This is a genomic window from Stieleria sp. JC731 (assembly GCF_020966635.1).
GTDB lineage: Bacteria > Planctomycetota > Planctomycetia > Pirellulales > Pirellulaceae > Stieleria.
In genome coordinates this window covers 738,208-760,030 of the sequence record NZ_JAJKFQ010000011.1, presented here as the reverse complement: position 1 = coordinate 760,030, position 21,823 = coordinate 738,208, and the positions used below count along the sequence as shown (strand labels likewise).

Annotated in this window: 12 protein-coding genes; 5 read left to right on the top strand and 7 right to left on the bottom strand. The window is 54.2% G+C overall.

Going from position 1 to position 21,823, the window contains the following annotated elements:
- Positions 1–74: 74 nt before the first annotated feature.
- The 3 genes from LOC67_RS19710 to LOC67_RS19700 all read right to left on the bottom strand — a co-directional run bounded on the left by LOC67_RS19710 (position 75) and on the right by LOC67_RS19700 (position 3,585).
- Complete coding sequence (locus LOC67_RS19710; protein ID WP_230264464.1) at positions 75–1,385, bottom strand: mechanosensitive ion channel family protein; 1,311 nt, start codon at positions 1,383–1,385, stop codon at positions 75–77.
- Positions 1,386–1,512: 127 nt separating this feature from the next.
- Positions 1,513–3,114, bottom strand: coding sequence for an alkaline phosphatase family protein (locus tag LOC67_RS19705; RefSeq protein ID WP_230264463.1), 1,602 nt, complete (start codon positions 3,112–3,114; stop codon positions 1,513–1,515).
- Positions 3,115–3,117: 3 nt separating this feature from the next.
- A complete protein-coding gene (locus tag LOC67_RS19700; RefSeq protein ID WP_230264462.1) occupies positions 3,118–3,585 on the bottom strand; it encodes a PA2169 family four-helix-bundle protein in 468 nt (155 codons plus the stop codon).
- Positions 3,586–4,882: 1,297 nt separating this feature from the next.
- Here LOC67_RS19700 and LOC67_RS19695 point away from each other — a divergent pair.
- Positions 4,883–5,083: a hypothetical protein gene (locus LOC67_RS19695; RefSeq protein WP_230264461.1), complete on the top strand. Its 201-nt coding sequence runs from the start codon at positions 4,883–4,885 to the stop codon at positions 5,081–5,083.
- A 117-nt stretch (positions 5,084–5,200) separates the two neighbouring features.
- Here the strand turns inward: LOC67_RS19695 and LOC67_RS19690 are convergent, their stop codons facing one another.
- The 4 genes from LOC67_RS19690 to LOC67_RS19675 form a co-directional block, all read right to left on the bottom strand.
- Entirely contained in the window at positions 5,201–6,766 is a 1,566-nt protein-coding gene (locus tag LOC67_RS19690; RefSeq protein WP_230264460.1) for a glycosyl hydrolase, read from the bottom strand.
- 159 nt (positions 6,767–6,925) lie between these two features.
- Entirely contained in the window at positions 6,926–7,714 is a 789-nt protein-coding gene (locus LOC67_RS19685) for an HAD-IIB family hydrolase (RefSeq protein WP_230264459.1), read from the bottom strand.
- Positions 7,715–8,001: 287 nt separating this feature from the next.
- Positions 8,002–9,180: a DNA polymerase IV gene (locus LOC67_RS19680; protein WP_230264458.1), complete on the bottom strand. Its 1,179-nt coding sequence runs from the start codon at positions 9,178–9,180 to the stop codon at positions 8,002–8,004.
- A gap of 89 nt (positions 9,181–9,269) precedes the next feature.
- Positions 9,270–10,526, bottom strand: a complete 1,257-nt coding sequence (locus LOC67_RS19675; RefSeq protein ID WP_230264457.1) for an amidohydrolase family protein — start codon at positions 10,524–10,526, stop codon at positions 9,270–9,272.
- A 1,294-nt stretch (positions 10,527–11,820) separates the two neighbouring features.
- On the opposite strand from LOC67_RS19675, the gene LOC67_RS19670 reads away from it, so the two are divergent.
- The 4 genes from LOC67_RS19670 to LOC67_RS19655 all read left to right on the top strand — a co-directional run bounded on the left by LOC67_RS19670 (position 11,821) and on the right by LOC67_RS19655 (position 21,537).
- Positions 11,821–15,603 carry a secretin N-terminal domain-containing protein gene (locus LOC67_RS19670; RefSeq protein WP_230264456.1) on the top strand — a complete coding sequence of 1,261 codons (3,783 nt, stop codon included), beginning with the start codon at positions 11,821–11,823 and terminating at the stop codon, positions 15,601–15,603.
- Between the two features lie 221 nt (positions 15,604–15,824).
- The gene (locus LOC67_RS19665; protein ID WP_230264455.1) at positions 15,825–16,784 is read left to right on the top strand and encodes a hypothetical protein; all 960 of its coding nucleotides are present in this window, start codon (positions 15,825–15,827) and stop codon (positions 16,782–16,784) included.
- 290 nt (positions 16,785–17,074) lie between these two features.
- A complete protein-coding gene (locus tag LOC67_RS19660) occupies positions 17,075–17,989 on the top strand; it encodes an ion transporter (RefSeq protein ID WP_230264453.1) in 915 nt (304 codons plus the stop codon).
- Positions 17,990–18,645: 656 nt separating this feature from the next.
- Positions 18,646–21,537: a DUF3971 domain-containing protein gene (locus LOC67_RS19655; RefSeq protein WP_230264452.1), complete on the top strand. Its 2,892-nt coding sequence runs from the start codon at positions 18,646–18,648 to the stop codon at positions 21,535–21,537.
- Positions 21,538–21,823 lie beyond the last annotated feature (286 nt).

Below are 21,823 nucleotides of genomic sequence, written 5' to 3'. Positions count from 1 at the left end.
GGGCGATCTGGCAGATCGAACCCCGGTTTTGTTCAGTCACTACGGGCGATTTCTGGGATGGCTTCGTGACCAAGTTAGTCATGCCCATTGTGATGACTAGATGTCATCGCGTCGACAGGGACGTGTTGCCGATTGTTGGCACCGTCCCTATCGGCGTCCTGTTTTTCGGAACCCTTCCAAATTGATACAGGGATAGATTTTGAAAACGTCAAGGTTCGATACGGGAATGGAATCTCAATACCTTCGCTGTCCAAAGCAGACTTGATCGCAGAGACCACTTCATCGCGGCTTCGGCGTACCTCTCCAGGTTTCGACCCGGTCCACCACGCGACCTCGAAGTTGATGCTGGAGTCGGCAAACTCGTTGGCGAAAACTTCGACCATTCGTTCTCCATCGACGGTCAAACAACTTCTTACGGCATCAGCAATCACATCACGAGCTTGGTCCACGTTTTCTCCGTACGCAACTCCACAGATGATCCTGACGCGTCGATTAGGACGATCCGTCAACACATCGACCGCTGTCTTGAACAGTGCAGCGTTTGGGATAACCGAAAGCTCTCCGTCCAGTCGTCGAATGAGGGTGTTGCGGATATTGATCTCTTCAACCTGTCCGGTCAGATCATCGCTAGAGATAAAGTCGCCCATGTCGAAGGGGTATCGCCAGAGAATCAAAATCCCGGCAAAGAAATTTTCGAAGATGTCTTTGAACGCGAAGCCGATCGCTACCGAACCAACCCCAAGTAACGTCAGGGCGCGTGTTGGCGTCATTCCTGGGAATACGACCACTGCGGTAATCAAAAGTCCCGCGACCCAAACGCCGATAGTCGCTAGCTGTAGGACCAAATCTCTCAAGCTAGCTCGGACCCTGGACTGTCGCTTGAACAGTTTAGCCAAACCCCATTGAACGGATTTGGAAACCACGACTGTCAAGAACAGGGTGATCACACCCGCGATCAAAAGCGGTGATCGACGCAGAAAGTCTTTCCAAAGTTTTCCGAGACTGCTTGAAATGACTGTCCAGTTTTCTGCGAAGTCAATTTCACTGTCGATCCTAGCCTCGTCTTCGACGACGACAACACCTTTCGTTCTCTCAACAAGCCGCTCAGCCCAATCGGCATCTTCCTGAGTCTCAAATCTGCCCGACAACGTCGCAACTCCGCTGCGGACGGATACCTTCACGTCTTCGAAACGTTCGCGAGCGGAGAAGATCGATCGCAACCGATTTTCGATCGCCTCATCGGCGATCACCGCTTCGACTTCAACCGGACTCTCCTCCTGCACGCTGGTTTCCGATCCGTCCGTCGACGCAGCATCCGTGGTTTCGACTGGCGACCCACCAACAGAAAGTGCAGCTAAGAACGTAAAGAGAAAAACAAATTGCATGGAGCTTAGAATTCAGTAAGACGTTTACAGTGTTGGAAGATTGGTTGGATTTCGGTCACAGCCTTTGTGGCCGACTGCCACAGCGGCGAGCAAAAGTACAGCGGCCGAGCAGAGGTGAAGCCATTGACTAGCTTTCTGTGATTGAGAAATGGCTCATTGGGACTTGGTCACTGGGAAGTCGCTTCGCTCCAATGCTATGGAGACAATACTCCATGATGTCCGTGATCCGTGACATTGGGCGTTCAGGATCGTTCATCTTGGCCGACAGATCGGGACTAACGATCAAGCCTGAGATCGAATCGTCTTTGTGCAGCGAACCGTGGCTTCCACCGGGATGCTGGTTTGTCTCACGCACTGAGAACTCGGCACCAGGAATAGCGGTGACCCAAATAGGTGATGAACCGCTGGTGAAAGCACCTTCGATACGCTCGCACGCATTCGGGTAAAGGCCATCGACTAGGTTACCATCACTATCGACCTGATAATCGAGTGCTTCTAGATCGCCGCACATTGCCCACTTGTTCCCGTGTGCATCGGTAAAGTGGTCAACCTTCTCGTAGCCTTCGATATCGCAGTTGCCATCATCGTGTTCGCTGTCGGCACGCCAAAACTCCAATCGGCCCCGGTCGGATGTCGCGACGACATACTTCTTCGCCCCATCCAATTCCAGGTTCTCCATGACGATCTGATCGACATTCGGATCTTTCAGAACGCGATAGACAACCTCTCTTCGGACATCGAGGCAATCATCGGCGAAATAGATCGCCGCGGCTCGCATATTGGGACAAATCAAAAGCTGAGAATCGTCTTCCAGCCCTGTAGAAAAATCAGCTCGCTTGAATTCCTGCAGGTAGTTTTCCAGCTCGATCAAATTCATCGAATCGCCATGGGGCTCCGATTGCGAATGGTCTCCAACCATGATGAACGAGAATTCTGTTCCGACACGATCCCATCCGCCGATCAGCTCAACCAATTCGCCAAGGTGCTGATCAAAACTTGTCAGACGTTTCGACGCAGCGGCAGTCAAGCCTTCTTCATGTGCATCACTATCATTCAGCGGGAAATACGCAACTGTCACCGGTGGCAGCTCATCCGCTTCCGCCATCGCTTTCAGACACGCTGCGGTCGTTTCGTCGTGAAAGCCGAACTTTCCAAACATGCCCGCTTCCATTCCTTCGACCTCGCCGACGCCTTCTGGAAGGCTATGCACGAAGTCACCAAGCTTCATGTATTTGGGCCCGCAAATTTCGTCAGACAACTTTCCGGCGGCGAGCCGGATCCCCAGCGGTGTTGTCCGAGGATGAACGTGAGGACCACGGAACCACATAAAGTTCAAGCACGCTGATTCGATACCTTGAGCATGTAGCTGTTCGTAGATCAACGGGGTACGTAGCCGTTCGAAGTTCAGCCGATCTCCAAAGTCGATCAAATAGTCACGCATGCCTTCTTGAAGGACAAGCCGAAGGTCATCGCCAAAATAGGCTGTGTCCGCTGATTCCGCGTCGTACCAACATGCACCTTCGATTCCGTGGTCTTTGGGATAGGAGCCCGATGCGATCGAGCATGTTGCAGCTGGCGTGATCGAAGGGAAAATCGAGATGCACGGATGCAAAGATCCGCCTCGGCTTATCATCTTCGCAATATTCGGTAGGCGGTCGCTAGCCAACCAGTCCCGTACAACATCGAACGCCATCGCGTCGATGACGAATAGAATACATTTCTTGCTCATCGATTACTCCACCAGTGCTTCACGTAGCGTACGGATTGAGGCGTGCCCCTTTTTGACGGTTTCATACTGCCGCAGCAAAACCGCATTCAGTGCACTGCCGGCAGTTCTCTTGATTACATCTTCGTAAGCCTGCTTGATGTAGTCTTCACCTCGTTCCGCCTCAATTAGGATGCCCTTCGGATCGCCGCCTGAAATAGCTGAGCGCAAGTCAATCCAAGAACGATGTAACGCTGCGAGCCAAGTTCCATCACTCGGTGGAGTCTCGCCAGATAACTTGATGTGCTGTTGCAATTCTTCGATGAGCGTCCGTCGCGTTTCACCAATGCTGCGGAACAACTCAGAAAGCTGTTTGTCCGAAACTTCGCTGGCGATCTCCTCGAAGCCTTTTGCCGAATCGATATTAGCCTGAACGAGGTTGTTCGCCGCCCGCAGCGTCGTCTTATCCAGATCTGTTTGAGTTTCGAGATTCATAATTTATCTGCTCATCTTCAGGTCGAATTGATACTACGGCACCTCAAGTCCAGACCGGACTTCCAAGCCTTCGAGACCGAGCGAGCCTGCAACTCAAAGGCGATCTTTAGCTTGCCGTGTTGTATTGACCGCATTTGCCCGCGATGAGCCTCAGCGATTGCCATCGAGCTTGGTCCAGTAGGCAAAGCAACCCGCCCGATTTTTGAATGGTCGAAACCGAGGCTCGCACATGCGATGGTTGAATAGCTAAGCAACAACTATGCCAACGGGAACCGAAGTTTGGTTCGTGATTTTCAGATCCGGTTGCGGTCGGAATTAAGCCTAAGCTGGCCGCTGCGAAGCCAGAAACACACTCTCGACATCAAGACGCCGAACCCGGTGATCGTTTCCCGTCCCACCTGAACGATTTCCGAGCAAAACCGCACCACCAGCCGCCACGCGCCAGCGTGCGGTCAGGTTTCTGCAGTACCAAACTGGGAACCGCGGGCTAGCGCCAGCGGCTGATAAGAAATCAACCGACGTCCAACACCATCAGCCGCCACGCGCCAGCGTGCGGTTCCGAGACCCAAGCAACAAATCCAACAACCGCAAGTCAATCGCCAGCGGCTGTTAAGAAACCAACCCGACGTTCACACCACCATCAGCCGCAACGCGCCAGCGTGCGGTTCCAAGCCCCGAGTACCAAATCCAACTACCGCAGGCCAATCGCCAGCGGCTGGTAAGAAACCAACCCCGACGTCCAACCACCATCAGCCGCCACGCGCCAGCGCGCGGTTCCGAGACCCAAGCACCAAATCCCAAAACCGCAGGCCAATCGACAGCGGCTGATAAGAAACCAACCCGACGTCCAACCACCATCAGCCGCCACGCGCCAGCGTGCGGTTCCAAGCCCCGAGCAACAAATCCAAAAACCGCAGGCCAATCGACAGCGGCTGATAAGAAACCAACCCAAGCGATCACACCACCATCAGCCGCCACGCGCCAGCGTGCGGTTCCGAGACCCAAGCACCAAACCAATAACCGCAGGCCAATCGCCAGCGGCTGATAAGAAAGAACAATATCAGCACGATGGTGCGCCAACACCCGGTAATCCGCCCCCGGTTTGGCATGCTGAATGCAACATCACGTCGTCTGCGTTTCGATCGAGCGAACTCATTTCGCAGCAACGTGCAGAAATCCTGCATGCCACTGTGGATTAAACAGCGATCTCCGCCGGCAACCACTCAACCGTGCATCTCGCAGACGCTCAATATCGCAACAGCGATCACACCCAGCAATAAATACCGAGGAACATAAGATGGCTGAATCAACCGCCACTTCAACGAAGACAACGCTGAACCCCAACCCGAAGCAACACAACGTTGCCAACTCCGACAAAAAAGCACCGTTGGGTGAACGTGCTCCCGGTGCACCATTCGCAATTGTTGGGTGGTCGTACCTACTCGTACTCGCGATCGTTACCATAGCGATCTCGGTCGGCCTTTGGCTCAACCGCTAGTCAACTTCATAGCCGCATAGCGTAGATAGACAATTAAAAATCCTCCCGTCGTTGACATGACGGGAGGTTTTTAATGCCACATTGCCAATCTTATTTACACCGGCGATTGGCGTTCAACTATCCGATCGTCAAATGCTCGTCCGATTGGACTGGAGAGACCAATCTTTCGAACACGAGGTCTTTCAATTCAAGCTCGGTGCTTTCAGCGTAGATCCCGACCGCACCGCGATCGAAATCTTGGTTTGCCAGGGAAAGGATTACCCGGCCGTCGATGGTGAGTTCGATGTAGCTGCCGTGTGCAATCAACTGTAGCTTTGCTTCACCGACGACAGGGTTGTACCAATACCCGCCTTGCAAGGCCGAAAACTGCATCATCGTCTCGCCGCTATTTTCACTGCCCGTCCCCCAAGATCGCAATTGGGCGACTCCTTTTACAAGGTCAAGCGACAAATAGTATCCGTCATGTGTTGCACGATTGATACGAAATACCAAGCCACACTTGCCTTGGTCTACCATCTTCAACTTCGCTGCCAAGCGGAAACAATCGGCGTCATCTTCGAACAAGAACGCCTGGAATCCACTATGGCTTTTGATGGTCGCGACGCCGTCATCACAGATCGCCTCGTCGCCCGGCCGAGCTGGCTTCATCGGGGTCAAATGGCCTGTTGAAAGACGCCCACGAACTCGATTTCCAAACCCTTCGAACGACCTAACGCGAAGGCGTCCGCCTTCTTCGCAGATCAGTCGCTTGGGAGGCGGCATCAAATTTTGCACTGTGCGATCAGCCCCATGGCGTCCTGGTGTGAAGAAGCACCAGAGCAAGACACCTTTGTCATCATGGCAAATCCTTCCGGCATAGTTGCCTGAGGCCATCAAGACATTGTCATCGTAACTCTTCCAAGGCTCGCCGATGTTGGTCGTATGCCAATAGCGAATCTTCGCGTCTTCACGAATACTGCCGATGAGATAGTATTCGCCAGAGAGCTTTACCAAGTTTGGCACTTCGATGTCATCGTAGAGCCCTGGGTGATGCAGCGGAGGCCGGGGGCTGAAGACATCAGGGCTTGTCTCTTCCATCACGGCGACACAACCTCGACGGACTACCGGCCCGTCTTTGACACGCCCCGCACACAACAACCAACCTCTGTCGTCATCGCGGTAGTAAAACGGATCACGCCATGAAACCCAGTGTCGGCCTTCGTCGACAGACGATTCGTAGTACAGAGAATCTGGCCCAACCGGATAGTTGCTGTTGGGATCAAAATCGTAGGAGGGCTGTGGGGGACGGCCCGGTAGATCATAGGGAAGCGACGAACGGCGATCGACCCAATGCACACTCGATTTGGTCCATTCATAAAGGTTGTCACTGGTCGCCATCCCGATCCGCTGTTTCAAACCGTGATCACGCCGCGACAACCCTGTATAGAACATCCGCCAACGACCAGGACGATGCGGATCGGCGGTGACGTGCATCGTCCACAGCATCGAATCGTCCCAACTGCCGGGGTGCCCGATGTGCAGAGCATTTTCGACTCGCCGCCAATGAAAACAATCATTGCTTACCGCGTGAGCGATGTAGTCATGATTCGGCAAGACCAGGTGAAACAAGTGATAGATCCCGTCATGGAACAGGATATCAACGTCACCCAACGTTTTGCGGCTTCCGGTGGTTTCGCTATACATGCCTTGCTATCGGTGCAGTGTTATTCGGTTCTCGCAGTCCCCGATCGCTCGGCTAGTCTTTCGTAAAAAAAGCCGATTGTAGCCAGCGACCTGATTCACTTGCGGTCGGATTGATCGCTAATCTAACAAACCGCGAATTGTTCGTTGAACGGCCGCGACTTAGTTTCTGTCACAGAAATGGCGCAACCCTTCGAAAACCCCTATCGTCGATTTTCCTTTGGCAAAATAGACGTTCGCATCAGGAGCTTTCTTCATGGCCGAACACAGGTGATCGTCCGCGTTTCCAACGACGACACCATTGACCCCACAAGTCATCGCGGCCGAGTCATTACCCGAATCACCACAGTAGACTGCGGATGACAGCGGGGCATCATGATTTTCAAACCACCAACGAAGTGCGAAACCTTTGTGAACGCCGCTCGGCAAGACATCGATTAATCCGAGAGGCCCCTCGATTTGCCGACTGACAACCGTCGAAACAGGTGCCGCGTTCGTGGCAATCCAATCGTCGACCTTCTCGCAAACTTGTGCTTGCTGGCTTAACTCGAAAAAGAAACTCATCTTGAATTCAGTCTGGCAATCCGCCGGTTGTTGCCAAACTGCGTCGTCTAGTTCGTCGATCGCCGCCAAGACCTGCGGTGCACGCCAACCTGACAAGATGCTTCGCAGGCAGTCCGCATATTCGTCCGAAACTTCGTACTTCGATTCATTTCTAACGTAGATCGTGGTCCCGACATCACAAATAGCCGCATCCGGAAATGGCAAACCGGATTGCTCGATCGCATCACTGACCAGATTCCAAGACCGCCCGCTCACGTATAGCAACTGAATTTCACGTTCGTTGACGAATTGCTTTAGAGACGAGAGTGCGTCTGTGAACTGGGCTGAATCGTCCAGCGGGATCAACGTTCCGTCCAGGTCCGTTGCCAGCGTATGAATCGAGGTCATGGAGAAGATTGGGGGTGCGAGTCGTTCGTCTGGGAAGAGTAGGATTCTAACTATTTGATCCAACAGTATCGGCAACGATCAAGCCCTTCCCATTCCGGGGTACCGCAACAACCGTCGTGAGCCCCAGCTAGCCCAACTTCAGTTCGCCCTTCGTTGCTACCTCCTATTTCTGCCTCGCGTTTATTTCGCTCCACTTCATTTCCGCAATGGATTAAACAACAGAGTTGCGGTCGCAGATCAGCTAACGCGCGCATACAGAGGCTGCAAACGGAAACAGAGCCCGTCCGCTATGTTTTTGGCCGATGACGCCAATTGTGGCTACCTGCCCGATAAACACCGCGATCTCCAAGTTGGTCTGCGAGCTTGTCAATTACTCGATCAACCTTTCGCTCCGCTTGTGCTTGGCCGGGATCATCAAAAAGTGACAGCTGCGTCGGAGTATCACTGGAAACGAGCGATGACAATGAGACCCCGATTAGTCGCACCGGCCGCGGTTCCGTGTTGCGCATCATTTCGAGAAGTTCGGATGCCACACGGATGATCCCGGACGTTTCGTCGATCGGCGTTTCAAGGACCTTGGATTTGGAAAACGTGCGAAAGTCTTCTCGCCGGTATTTCAGGCCGATTGATCCTGCCTTGCGATCGTGCCGGCGAAGGCGCATCGCAGTTTGCTCGCAGAGGAAACAGACAACCGAATGCAAGAAGTCAAAGTCTGATTGATCCTCCGAAAACGTTCGCTCATGACTGATCTGTTTCGCATTCCGGTCTGGGACGACTTCGCGAGCATCGATTCCATTGGCCAATCGCCAGAGATGCATCCCCCAAGAACCAAGCTTCGTTTTTAGGATGTCGGCATCATAGCGGCGGATGTCCTCAATTCGTCTCAGGCCGATTCGATGTAGACGTTTGGCACCGACCTTTCCGACGCCCCAAACACGTTCGACAGGAAGGGGATCCAAAAAACTTTGAATCTCGTCCTCATGCACCACGACAAAACCGTTGGGCTTTTCGATGTCGCTGGCAATCTTGGCGATAAACTTTCGCGGCGCGACGCCTACGCTAGCCGTTAACCCTAGTTCCTCGGCGATTTCATTTTTGATTCTCCGCCCGATCACTTCAGCGTCACCGAACAACCGCATCGTTCCGCTGACATCCAGAAAGGCTTCATCCAAAGACAGCGGTTGCACCAACGGAGTGTATCGCGAAAAGATCTCGCGTACCTGTCGCCCAACGTCGGCATAGTGAGCATGCCTGCCTCGCAAGAACACCGCGTGCGGACACAACTGTGCGGCACGTCGACCAGGCATCGCACTGTGAATCCCATATTCCCGAGCTTCGTAGCTTGCCGCCGCAACCACCCCACGTCCGCCTCCACCACCGACAACAACGGGTTTCCCACGCAACGTTGGGTCGTCTCGTTGTTCAATGGAAGCGTAGAACGCATCCATATCGATGTGAAGAATCATAATGACAAGTCGACTTTATTCGGGCAGTCCATCGGTCAATCGCCGCAACACAGTTTACGGCCGGAGGAGACTTGATCTGATGTCCGGAATCATTGCCAGACGACTTGCCCACCCAATAGCGTTTGCTTTAGCCACCGATCATCCCAGGAAAACATCACGGTGGACAGTGGACAGCTGGTGGTCAGCCAAGGAACGCTCGGTTGAATGACCAACAAGTCCGCGGGTAGCCCAATCGCCAATCGCCCGGCATCTCGCATTCGAACAGCTTCCGCATTTCCGGCGGTGATTTGGTACCAAGCTTCCGGCGCGCTCGGGACGCTCGAAAAGTCAGCGACGCCGGATTGTTGAAACGAAGACGATTGAAATTGGACCGACAAAGCCGCCTCAATCATGGATCGGCCGACTCGCACCATTGACCTTTCGTACCCCGCCCCCACATCGCTTCCCAAAGAGATTCTCAAGCCACTCGCCAAATGAGATTGGCGATCCATCGTGCCGCTTCCTAAAAATGAATTGGCTGTAGGACAATGGGCGATCACCGAATTCGCTTTCGAAAGCGTCGTGACGGAAGCTTTGTCGAGGTAGATGCCATGACCGAAAACACTTCGCTCGGTCACTAGCCCCATCGTGTCATAAACATCGACATAGCTGAGCCCGTCGTAATGCTTTGATACGAGCTCGCATTCACGCGTCGTTTCGGAAAGGTGAGTCTGTATTGTTGCCCCGTACTGCTTCGCAAGCCCGGCTGCCGCCCGTAAGGTCTTTTCGGTGCAGGAGAGTGCCCATCGCGGTGTGACGGCAGCAGCCATCGATCCGGTCGAAGGAAAACGTCGCAGAGTCAGTTCAACTTCTTCAATCAACTGGTCCGATGGCACCGTTAAGGAGTCGGGTGAGAACTGGTCCATCATGGCTTGACCAATGACGCCACGAATGCCCGCATCGCTGAACATTTCCAGTGCCGCGATCGTGGCTTCAAACGAGGACGTCGCGTACGCGCATACCCCCGTCGTTCCCACAGACCGGCATTGTTCGATCACACGCGCAATCATCGACTTTGCGTAGTCAAGATCGTTCCATTTGGCCTCAGCCGGAAAGATGACTTCGGAAAGCCAATCGAGCAGAGGCATTCCAAAGGCGCCGATCGAATCGAATTGCGGTAGGTGCAGATGAGTATCGATGAACCCTGGCGTCAGCAAGGTTTGATCATCGCCGTGGTCCACCGACTTGGGGACGTCTCCAAATTCGATCTCTTTGATGTGGCCATCGTCGACGGTGATCACTCCGGATCGAATTTCACTAACACCTTTGGCGTCGTTCAAAAGAATCTGTCCACCAAACGTTGTCATTGAATTTAGATCCTTACGTTGTTTCACAAACGAATTGTTTCACGATACGAGCGGCAGTTGTTTGAAACGAACCTTGGCACGTAACCGACGCTAACGCGTTTCGGCTCATCGATCACAATCAAACTGAGCCGTTTTGGAGCTAGCCACGGTTGAGTGATCTACCTGAACCCAACGCACGTAACCGACGCTAACGCGTTTCGGCTCATCGATCCCAACCATACTGAGCCGTTTTGGCGCTAGCCACGGTTAAGTGATCTACCTGAACCCAACGCACGTAACCGACGCTAACGCGTTTCGGCTCATCGGAACCAACCAAACTGAGCCGTTTTGGCGCTAGCCACGGTTGAATGATCTGCCTGAACCCAACGCACACCTAACCGACGCTAACGCGTTTCGGCTCATCGATCCCGACCAAACTGAGCCGTTTTGGCGCTAGCCGCGGTTGAATAATCTGCCTCAACCCAACGCACACCTAACCGACGCTAGCGCGTTTCGGCTCATCAAACACAACCAAACTGAGCCGTTTTGGCGCTAGCCACGGTTGAATGATCTGTCTAATCCCAACGCACGTAACCGACGCTAACGCGTTTCGGCTCATCGAACACAACCAAACTGAGCCGTTTTGGCGCTAGCCACGGTTGAATGATCTGCCTGAATCCAACGCACAGCCAACCGACGCTAACGCGTCTCGGCTCATCAATCACAACGATACTGAGCCGTTTTGGCGCTAGCCACGGTTGAGTGATCTGCCTGAACCCAACGCACACCTAACCGACGCTAACGCGTTTCGGCTCATCCAACACAACCAAACTGAGCCGTTTTGGCGCTAGCCACGGTTAAGTGATCTACCTCAACCCAACACGCCTAACCGACGCTAACGCGTTTCGGCTCATCGAACACAACATTACTGAGCCGTTTTGGCGCTAGCCACGGTTAAATGATTCACTCGAAACTTCACCTTCCCTATCACCCTGAAAATGTCGGCCGCCCTTCATTTCGATCAAATGCGACTTGCACCATTCTCCAATATCGGAGTCCAAGCATTAACGCTGCATAAATAGGAAAGATATAACGCCACCGTCACGGCGATTGACCGGCACAAACCACCCATCTTCCCTGGACTTTGTTGCCGGTATGCATTGTGAGAATGGTGCGTGTTCGGACGATTGTCGACCACTATCGAGGTAAGTTTGACTGTAGGGAATGCAACGGCAGCGACGATCTGTGCTGTTAGGCGGAGGAAGCGCTCTTGGAGCTCCGTCGATCGTCGATTTGATACCGAATGAACCAATAGGTGTTACCCGTGCACCCCAACGCGATCTCCGATAGCTGCCGCAGCAAACTGTTGCAGTTAATCTCTCCGGTGACCGGCCGTACAAGGATGTTCGTTGCAGCCAAAGTCAGCACGCTTGTCGTCGCTGCGGCCTGCTGCGGCCCAACGGCTGTCGGCCAAAACTATGGCCCTCAGTCGGGCATTCCAAACGGAGCGTCTCAGACGACACCGTTCCGGCTGCCTTCGATGACCGGCGAAAGCGTTGGCAGTGCAAGCTCCGCTGGCGCGATGGTGCGTCCGGCTTCGGCTTCGACTGTAACGGTCACCCCGCAGCAGACTGCCGCACAGTCGACTGCGATGACCAACCAAGCGCCACAGTTGCGAAAGCTGGCGGTGCCTCCGCAGCACGTCCAATCGATCGCGAACGCATTAAATATGCGATTCCAGGATTTGCCTGGCGTAACAATCGCACCGGACGCACGAAACGGCCAACTGGTCGTCATGGCCCCGCCAACGACGCAGGCCACCATCGCCGGACATGTAAAACACATGGTCGCTGGTGCCATCCAACAAGCGTCGGCATCGATCAATGCTCCGTTATCGATGCGTTTGGAAAACATCTCTTGGCGGGAATTCGAACGGGACTTGAAGCAAGCCGCCGGTACCGAAATCCCAATGACGACTCGCAACAACGGGAACGAAGTCACATTTCAAATGAATGTGGCCCCGATGCGTGGCACGATGGTTCAAGTCGACCGACGACAAAACTTCGTCACCGTCCATGCTCCCGACCCGGCAATCCCCGGTTGGGAAAAGATGATTCGCGCACTCGATCGTGTCCCGAACCGATACGACGACATCACCGAAGTTCATCGCCTGGAAAACGCCGACATGGCACCGGTGCAACGGACAATGCGTTTGCTGCGTGCGTTGCGCAATGAACCGTTGCCGGAAGCCCCAGGCAGCGTATTCCAAAACGCGGTCATGCAAGCGGACCAATCTGCCGACACGCCCCCGCCAAGCGATGTCGAAACGGGCGAAGCCGGTGAAGAAGGCAGCGGCCCGCTGGGTGACGTACAAATCGAATACGTCCCAGAACTTGGACAGATCATTGTCAAAGGAACCACCCGTGACGTCCAACGGGTGATGGACTTGATCAAAGAGATCGAATCCAAAGCGGAGTTGACTCAACCCGATTCGAAAGTCGTCACGCTCGAACATGCAGACGCGAACGCGGTTTCCGAGCTACTGACGCAGCTTTACGAAGACGTCTTGTCCAGCCGACAAGGCGACGTCAGCATCACGTCGTTGGACAACCCCAATGCCTTGTTGTTGATCGGCCGTACCGAAGCGATTAGCTCGCTGGAAGAACTGATCGCCAAGATCGACCAACCGGTAGATCCGCGTAGCCGTCTGCGAGTCTTCCGTCTTCAGAATGCTTCGGCGACCGATGCAGAAGAAACGATCCGCGGTTTCTTTGTCGATCGACCAGGATCCGAAGAAGACGTCCGTCCCGGGCTGGGCACCAGAGTTCGCATCTCAGCCGACTACCGCACCAACTCGCTGATCGTCAGTGCCTCGCCACGTGACATGACCGAAGTCACTCGGCTGATCAACGAACTGGATGTCGAGAAGACAACGGCGAAAATGGAGCTACGTGTCTTCCAACTGCAGAACGCGATCGCCGAAGACTTGGCAACAACGTTGCAAGACGCCTTCACCGGCGGCGACGTTTCATCCAGTGAAGATGCGACCGCACCTTCGGCATCACTGTCTATCGTCGCTGTCGATAGCGATGAACGTCGCACGGTCGAATCCGGCATCCTTTCGGGTGCATCGATCACCGCAGAAACAACGGGCAACTCGATCGTCGTTCGGGCCTCTTCGTCCAGCATGCCCCTGATCGCTGAACTGATCCGCCAGTTGGATCGTGCCCCCGGAATCGATTCGCTGGTCAAGGTATTCACCATCGAAAACGGTGACGCGACGCAACTGTCAACCGCGTTGGAGCAACTGTTCGGTTCCGAAGCGGCAACCTCGGGCACCGGCGTCGGTGGTGCAAACCTTGCAGGATTGCCATCGTCGACCGCGTCAAGCGACAGTTCGCTGGTACCACTTCGTTTCACGACCGACATTCGCACCAATAGCATCGTTGCCAGCGGTTCGGCGTCTGACCTTGAAGTTGTCGAAAGTATCCTGATCCGTTTGGATAGCGAAGGCTTTGCCGAACGAATCACCGAGGTCATTTGGCTGAAGAACAACAACGCCGAAGACGTTGCCGCGGCCATCACCAGCTACGTGAACTCACGATTGCAGTCGCAATCACAGATCCAGCAATTCCAGTCAGGCCTCAGTGCTTACGACCTGCTTGATCGTGACATCATCGCGGTTGCCGAAGCCTACTCGAACAGTCTTCTGCTAAGCGTTTCGCCACGACTTTACGAAGAGGTCCGTTCGCTGATCGACCGACTCGATCGCCGTCGCCCGATGGTCTTGATCAAAGTTGTACTTGCTGAGGTTTCGCTAACCGACCAGTTCGAAATCGGCACCGAGTTGGGACTGCAAGACTCGCTTGCCTTCAGTCGCGACCAAGCGGTTGCGGACGTATTCGGAACGCGAGCGACAGGTGCATCAGGGTTCAACTTCAACAACGCTGGCGTCGCCAACGTCAATGACTTGAATCGCGAAGATGTCGTTGGCGGTGCGGTCTCGACCTTTGGTCTTGGACAATCCAATCCGTCGATCGGATACGGTGGCTTCGTGCTCAACGCGGCCAGCGAATCGGTCAGCCTGTTGTTCCGCACGCTGCAAGACGCAGGTCGTGCTCAAATCATCAGTACTCCAAAGTTGATGACCGCTGACAACACGAACGCCCGTATCGAAGTCGGTCGCGAAATCGCTCGATTCCGTGGCAACACGGTGTCTGGCAACGGTGTGATCTCACCACAGATCGAAGACATCCAAGTCGGTTTGATCATGGAAGTCTTGCCACGAATCGGTCGTGACGGAACGATCTCCTTGAACCTAGATATCACCCGTTCGGACCGTGATCAAGGGACCGGTACGCTGGTCCCAACAGGTGTCGAAGGCGAGACGGTTCTGATCGAAGACATCATCAACACGACAGCCCAAGTCACCTTGTCGGTCTACAGCGGACAAACGGTCATCGTGGGTGGTTTGATCCAAAAATCGCGTGCCAACCAAAGCCGCCGATTGCCTTACCTGTCCAACATTCCCGTCCTCGGCAACCTGTTCAAGTATGACTTTGAATCGGAGACCCGTAGCGAACTGTTGATCGTGATGACACCGATGCTGATCACCGGCGACCAGGACCTCGAATACGTCAAACAGACCGAGTCAAGCCGAATGAGCTGGTGCTTGGCAGACGTTGTCGAAGCCCACGGTGATGTCGGCCTCAGCGGTGGCTACGGATTGTGGGGGCCAGCGATCGGACCGACGATCTACCCCGACGTCCAACCGACCGTTGACGGCGAGATGGTCATCGGCGACTTGCCTGAAGGTATCATCCCGGGACGTAGCCGTGACTTGGAAGCCGAACTGTCCGCCCCGATGACATCGGTTCAAGGCCGCGTCGGAACCGGACCGGTAATCACGCCGGCCCCAGGGATCGCACCGACGATTGCTCCACCATCGATCATTATCGATGAAAGCGACATCGCGTCGCCGGCTGACGACAGCGTTTTGCCAGAGTCGGGCATCAACCAATCATCGTTCAACTCGGCCTCAGGGATGATCGGTGGCGACCAGACCCTGCCTGCAAGCTGGACGAAGACTCAGCGATAGCCTGGCTGGTCTGGAACAAGACTAGGAAAGCGAGGGCAGTCAGGAATCGTCTTGACTGCCCTGCAACGCAACACTTGAAAACGTCCGCTTCGTGGGGACGTCATTGGCCGACATACCATTCCCTTGGGATGCAGAACGTCTCATCGGGATCGCTGGACTACCGGCTCGCTCGCACTACTGATTCACCTGACATACGAACCATCATTAGAACGGTTTGACCCATGAAACGACGCTCATTGAGAACCGCGATTATCGTCGCCTTGGCAGCAGGGCCACTGATGATGACCGGGTGCACCGCACCGGCAACTCGCGAAGAAGCCAAACTCAAGTCGTTCTTTAATACACCAGATTGGTTGACAAGAGCACCTTGGTCGAAAAAAGCGGATGAGCCACCGAAGCCCTATCCCAACCCGGCGAAGCTGGCGGCGACTTGGACCAGCGACGTTCTGGTCCAAGCCGGCAAAACCCCGACTCGAGGTTTTGGTGGTCGACTTTTCTTCTTTGATCCAAAGTCGAAGGCCGTTCCCGTTGAAGGCACGCTGACGGTGCATGGGTTCGAGATCGGAGCAACCGGTAAAGACAAGTCAATTCGTCCGTTCAAGTTCACACCCGAACAATTCACGCAGCACTTCAGCCAAAGCGACTTTGGCGCCAGCTACAGCGTGTGGATCCCATGGGATGCCGCCGGCGGTGAAGAAAAACGAGTTTCCTTGGTTGCAACGTTCCAATCAAAAGAAGGCAAAGTCATCCAAGGTGCTCCGACAACCATCGTTCTACCCGGCAACAAAGCTGAAAACACGATGACGGATTCATCATTGGTTTACGCTCCCGATTTCCAACGACACCGTGACGCTGTTGACAATTACGCGACGCGACCGAGTGGACTCGTTACGACTACGATCCATCGTACCAAGTCGACATTGGAAAACGGGCTGGCTAACCCAGTGGAACCATCGATCCGAAAACGGATTCAAGCAATCGCGGCTGAGACGCAAGCGATCGCGAGCAATGGCGAAACACCATCGATCGATATTCCAATGCTACAGAAAACGTCACCGATCATGGCTGCCAGTGCGGAAATGACCGACGCGTCGGCGAATCGCTCGGCCGTCCGACAAGCATCACGATCGGTAACCGCACCGCGAAGAATCGAGATGCGACCGACGTCGCAGCAGAAATAACACACGAATTGATGAAGGCCCTGCGTTCAGGGGCTTCTGAACGAAATGCCTGAAGGATTCGGGCATCTGGCACAGTCTCCACCGAATCGAAGGGAAGCGGTTTGATGGATTCTGTGCCTTTTTGTATCCAAAGCGAGAAATCGTTTCTGACGCATCCCGAACCCGATTGGAACCGCCAAAGTTCACCAGCGGGAAGTGCGTCAGCAGCGGTGGACTTGCGATGCGACGCAGTGGCTCACCGAAATAATCTTGGGCATCCGCTTTCGGATGCACACGATCAAGAATGACGGATGAAAAAGCAAACCGATAAGAAGTCGAGAGCCCCTCAACGTCCTGACGGCCCGCACTGGCGTGTCGTCATGCATGACGTGATTTTTGAATCTGACACGCCTTCTGGATGGGCGTTCGACGTCGGGCTTCTGATCGCGATCCTTTGCAGCGTCACCGTCGTCTCGCTCGAAACGATACCGACGATCGCGCGCCGGGAAATTGCTGTTCTAGAAGGAATCGAATGGTTTTTGACCATTCTCTTCACAATCGAGTACGTCGCCAGGTTGGTGTGTGCGCGGCATCCGCTCAAGTACGCGCTTAGCTTTTGGGGGCTCGTCGACCTGCTCAGTATCCTGCCAACCTATGTTGGCTATTTTTGGATCACCCAAAACCAAGCTCGTTCGTTTGTCATCCTGCGTAGCATTCGACTGCTACGTGCGTTCCGGGTGCTGAAGCTCTGGCGGATGATGAGCGACGCTGATGAGCTGTGGCACGCTGTGTGGAACGCTCGGCATAAAATCGCCGTGTTCCTGATCGTTGTGCTCGTCGCGGTGACACTTAGCGGTACGCTGATGTACTTCGTCGAGACAATTGTTCCGGCTTTGCTCGCCGGAGTTCAGCCCGAAGAATACAACAGTCGCTTTGATTCAATTCCACAAGCGATGTACTGGGCCGTGGTGACAATGACCACCGTGGGATATGGCGATATCGTTCCGACAACGACAACAGGAAAAGTCATTTCGGCAACGCTGATTCTACTCGGCTATAGCTTGATCATCGTGCCGAGCGGGTTTGTCACCGCTGAACTGACTTCGCGAGGAAGCGACGATGGCGGAACTGAGCTGAAAACGAGCGAATGTCCGCGTTGCGCAAATCAACCACATTTGAAAGACGCGAATTATTGCCATCGTTGTGGCGAGCGGCTGCAAGCCTGACGCGTCTCGTGCTGCATTCCCGATCGAGCCTGAAGTGCTCCGCCTAGGCACTTAGAACTGACATCAAAAACTGTCTGAGAGAACTGCGAGGTCACAAACTATCGGCGAGCTGCAGCTTTAACAGGCAATCGCTTTCGTGAGCAGAAGTTTTACCAAGTGACGAATCAAGCGGTGGTCGAAAATTCCGCAGACTGCTTGAGATCCAACCTCGACTGGTTGTTTTTCGTTTTCGACTTCCCGTTCGTGCTTTGACGATGACTTTGACGTTCCTTGTCTTGGGCTTTCAAAATCGCGATCGTAGTTGGGAACGACAATCCGTGTACAGTCTGATAGCTAGCCGTAGCAGTGGACATGATAAAGTGACCTCCGATAACTGAGTCAATATTCAAGAAATGAGTTGAGAACTGACGGACATCGAAGTGCAAACCCCATGCCGATTCCCGATAGACAAAATCAAACCCGTGTGCATAGGGAACCACGCGACCGTCCCATGTAACCGCAGGCTGGCGCCTTGCGGCTGATTTCGGAATCGCGTGGGCTTCCACGCTTGGCTGATGACTAAAATCGATCGTCAGTCGCCGCAAGTGAAGACGGACACGCGAATTCGAACAGGCAATCCCAGCTACCGAGCAACCATGCCACCACTCAACAAATCTATGAAATCAATCCGCACGAACATGTGCCGAGTGGTTATTGCTTTGATCGCGACGATGATCGCGTATTCGGATGCTGGTCGGCAACAAGTCTTTGCTCAACGAGCCAATGCTCAGCAAGCACCGGCCCCACAGGCGGCCAAGTATCGGTACTGGACATCGGACTGGTCATTCGAAGATATCGAAATCGGAACGCTCGCCGATCGTTTGGAACGCATCGGAATTGAAATCCCAGTCAAACTCGATGGTGTTGCATCAGTCAATTTCCAAGTTTCGATCCCACTCAATGCGCTGCGGACTCCCGAGGCTTACCGCATTGAAGGAACTTTGACCGGACGCAACCTACAGTCGGATCGGTTGGTTTTTGATTCCCTGCGAGCGGAAGTGGATTACCGCGATGGAAAGTTGCTGCTGAAAAATCTGGACGCCAAACAAGGCGAGGGTCAGTTACAAGGGACAGCTTCGATGAAGCTGATTCCGAAAGGAGATTTCGCTGGCACGTTGACCCTATCGCGTTTTCGCACCGAAGCGGTGTTTGAGCTGCTATCGAAGTTCGGTGGCGATTGGGCGGAAGCCTGGTCCATTGCGACTCTTGAAGGTCAGGTTAACGTCACCGGCAAAACGGCCAAGATCGACGATCCGCTTTCATGGAATATCGATGGCCAGGTGAACGCACGAAATGTCCAGTACGGACCGAAGATTGCTTTCGATGTCGAAGTCCCCGGATTCAAGCTACAAAACAAACAGTTTCAGATCAGCAAAGCGAGCGTAACCTCCACGAGTGAACCTCGTTTCGAAGCGAACCTGGATGGGACAGTCGACATATCCGATACGCCGAAGTTGGCGTTGACATTCGCCGCAGACGATTTCCCCGTCGGTTCGTTCACCGAGGTTGTTGAAGGCAAGATCGACGTTTCTGGAAAAGTTACCGGTGTGCTAACGACTGCGCCCAACACGCCCGATCGCTTGAAGGTCAAAGCCGCCTTAGCTTCACCTCGATTGAAGGTTGCCGGACTCGATCTAGGAAGATTGGAACACGACATTGTCGTCGATCAGAAAAGCGTTTCATTGACGCCACGCCAACAGCCGTCCACTGAAGTCGATGAACTGGCGATTCTCCGATCCATTTCAGCAGACTACGATTTCACGCCGGCGGCGATATCGATCACCAACCTGGATGCGAACCTGTTTGGCGGTCGGATCCAAGGCGGATTGAACTTGGCGGTGGAACCGGACGGGATCCATCAATTCAAAGTCGATTGGGAAAATCTGGCACCACGATATACCGTACAGCTTCCCATCGCATCACGCCCTATCGCGATCGAGGCATCGACCACTGGAAAAGTCGACTGGCGAGTGCCTGCAGCGAAACTAGACCAACCGTTTGCTCACAACGGATCGGCGATTTTACGAGTCAACCAATTCGTCGCCGGTGGTGAAAACCTGGGACGATTGATCGCAGAGGTCAGCATTTCTGATGACGGTTTGGAAGCCGCCGTTGATGGTGAGATCCTTGGCGGGCGTTTGTCTATACACACGACGACCGCCCCAGACGCGCAAGCCTCTTGGGAAAACTTGCTGCAGCATACTGTCGTAGATCAACTTTCTTTGCAAGACGTTTCGCTGGACCAGGCAAGTGTTGTTGTCGGACAGCAGCCGGGCACCTACAGCGGACGCGCCGATTTGAAAATCGGGAATCTCGATCTGCAAAAACCGGATCAGCCATTCGATGCTTCTGTCAACATTCGGGCTTTTCGAATCGGCAACGTCGATATCGCGCCAACCCTAGCTGCATCAGTCGCAGTTCATCCAGGATGGATCGAGATCAGTTCTATCCAAGGCGTTTATGCGGGAGGACGTCTCGACGGACAAGGTGTTTGGGCGCTGACACCACAAGGAAGAAAATCTCTTTCACTGCGACTGTCTCGTGCAATCGGCAGCCACCTCTTGTTACCGATCAGCCCGGACGCGAAAGACTGGGTTTCAGGGATTGTTAGCGGTCAAGTAACAGTCACGGGGTCGGGGAAAGGCGTTGTCGAAAAGCTGCGAATCTCAGGTAACGCGATGGTCGATAATGCCGCAACATTTAATCTGCCAGTCGGTGACGCGCATAGTTCACTCGTCGTGACCTTCGATACGTCTAGCGGACGATGGACCGCAGATTTCCCGAACGTCAAATCGAAACTTGCCGGTGGCCGCGTCTCCGGAAAACTGCACCTCGCTTCACCGGCCTCCAATCGTGGAGCCCTGGATTTGGACAGTCGCTGGCGTGTGGCACATGTCGATTTTGAACGGCTGTTGAGCACCTACGTTGGTACCGCAACGATCGGGCAAGGTGATGTCACCGGCGACTTGGCGCTCAGCGGACGTCGCATTGTCGACGCCCGAAACCTGCGTGGAAACTTCCGTTTTCACTTGGGCGGCACCGACGCGAGCGCTGTCCCTGGACTGTCGACAGCCGGCGTATTACTCGGTGCGACGTCTTTAGTCGGAACGAGGTTCAATGAAGGTGTCGCGTCAGGACGCATCGCGTCGGGTGCGATCATGCTTGACGAGGTCGCGATGGTTTCTGATCGCGTTGCGGTCAAAGCCGCCGGCCGAGTCGGCCTGCTGGACACCCGCATGGATGTCGGGGTGGTGCTCTCGACAGGCAACTTCCAAGGACAAGATTTGCTTGTCGACATGATCGGACTCTCCGACCTTCTGCTCACAACTCCGTTTGGACAAATCAATCGCGTGTTGAGCGATCGTACGTTTGTCCTCGAGATCAATGGCTCGGCGCGAAGCCCTATCGTCCGTCTGCTACCGGGCGAATCGGTGCGAGCTAACTTGCGAAGGTACGCCTTTCAAGAGCTGATCACGGTATCGATCGCAGACAGTCTGTTCGCGAATTGACCGCTGGCTCGGATCACTTGGCACGCTATTAATTCCCTACTGTCACCGATCACTCGCCGAAGGTAGCGATGCCTAACGCTGGCAATGTGGGATAGTGGGCGACTTCGTGAGGAATCAAACCTCAAAATCAACAAGTCGCCAGGGATAATGTGCGTGCAGAAATCACTCTGGCTTTGAATGGACGACCGACGGCTGCGATGCCAGCCAACTGCTTTTAATAGCAACTGAGAGCATCGGTAAGTTGTGACGCCTTGACACGCGATTCCAAATTAACACGGACGATCGG

Bases quoted from the DNA above. Each gene is read 5' to 3' on its own strand.
- LOC67_RS19710 (WP_230264464.1), bottom strand. From the start codon at position 1,385: ATGCAATTTGTTTTTCTCTTTACGTTCTTAGCTGCACTTTCTGTTGGT.
- LOC67_RS19705 (WP_230264463.1), bottom strand. From the start codon at position 3,114: ATGAGCAAGAAATGTATTCTATTCGTCATCGACGCGATGGCGTTCGAT.
- LOC67_RS19700 (WP_230264462.1), bottom strand. From the start codon at position 3,585: ATGAATCTCGAAACTCAAACAGATCTGGATAAGACGACGCTGCGGGCG.
- LOC67_RS19695 (WP_230264461.1), top strand. From the start codon at position 4,883: ATGGCTGAATCAACCGCCACTTCAACGAAGACAACGCTGAACCCCAAC.
- LOC67_RS19690 (WP_230264460.1), bottom strand. From the start codon at position 6,766: ATGTATAGCGAAACCACCGGAAGCCGCAAAACGTTGGGTGACGTTGAT.
- LOC67_RS19685 (WP_230264459.1), bottom strand. From the start codon at position 7,714: ATGACCTCGATTCATACGCTGGCAACGGACCTGGACGGAACGTTGATC.
- LOC67_RS19680 (WP_230264458.1), bottom strand. From the start codon at position 9,180: ATGATTCTTCACATCGATATGGATGCGTTCTACGCTTCCATTGAACAA.
- LOC67_RS19675 (WP_230264457.1), bottom strand. From the start codon at position 10,526: ATGACAACGTTTGGTGGACAGATTCTTTTGAACGACGCCAAAGGTGTT.
- LOC67_RS19665 (WP_230264455.1), top strand. From the start codon at position 15,825: ATGAAACGACGCTCATTGAGAACCGCGATTATCGTCGCCTTGGCAGCA.
- LOC67_RS19660 (WP_230264453.1), top strand. From the start codon at position 17,075: ATGAAAAAGCAAACCGATAAGAAGTCGAGAGCCCCTCAACGTCCTGAC.
- LOC67_RS19655 (WP_230264452.1), top strand. From the start codon at position 18,646: ATGAAATCAATCCGCACGAACATGTGCCGAGTGGTTATTGCTTTGATC.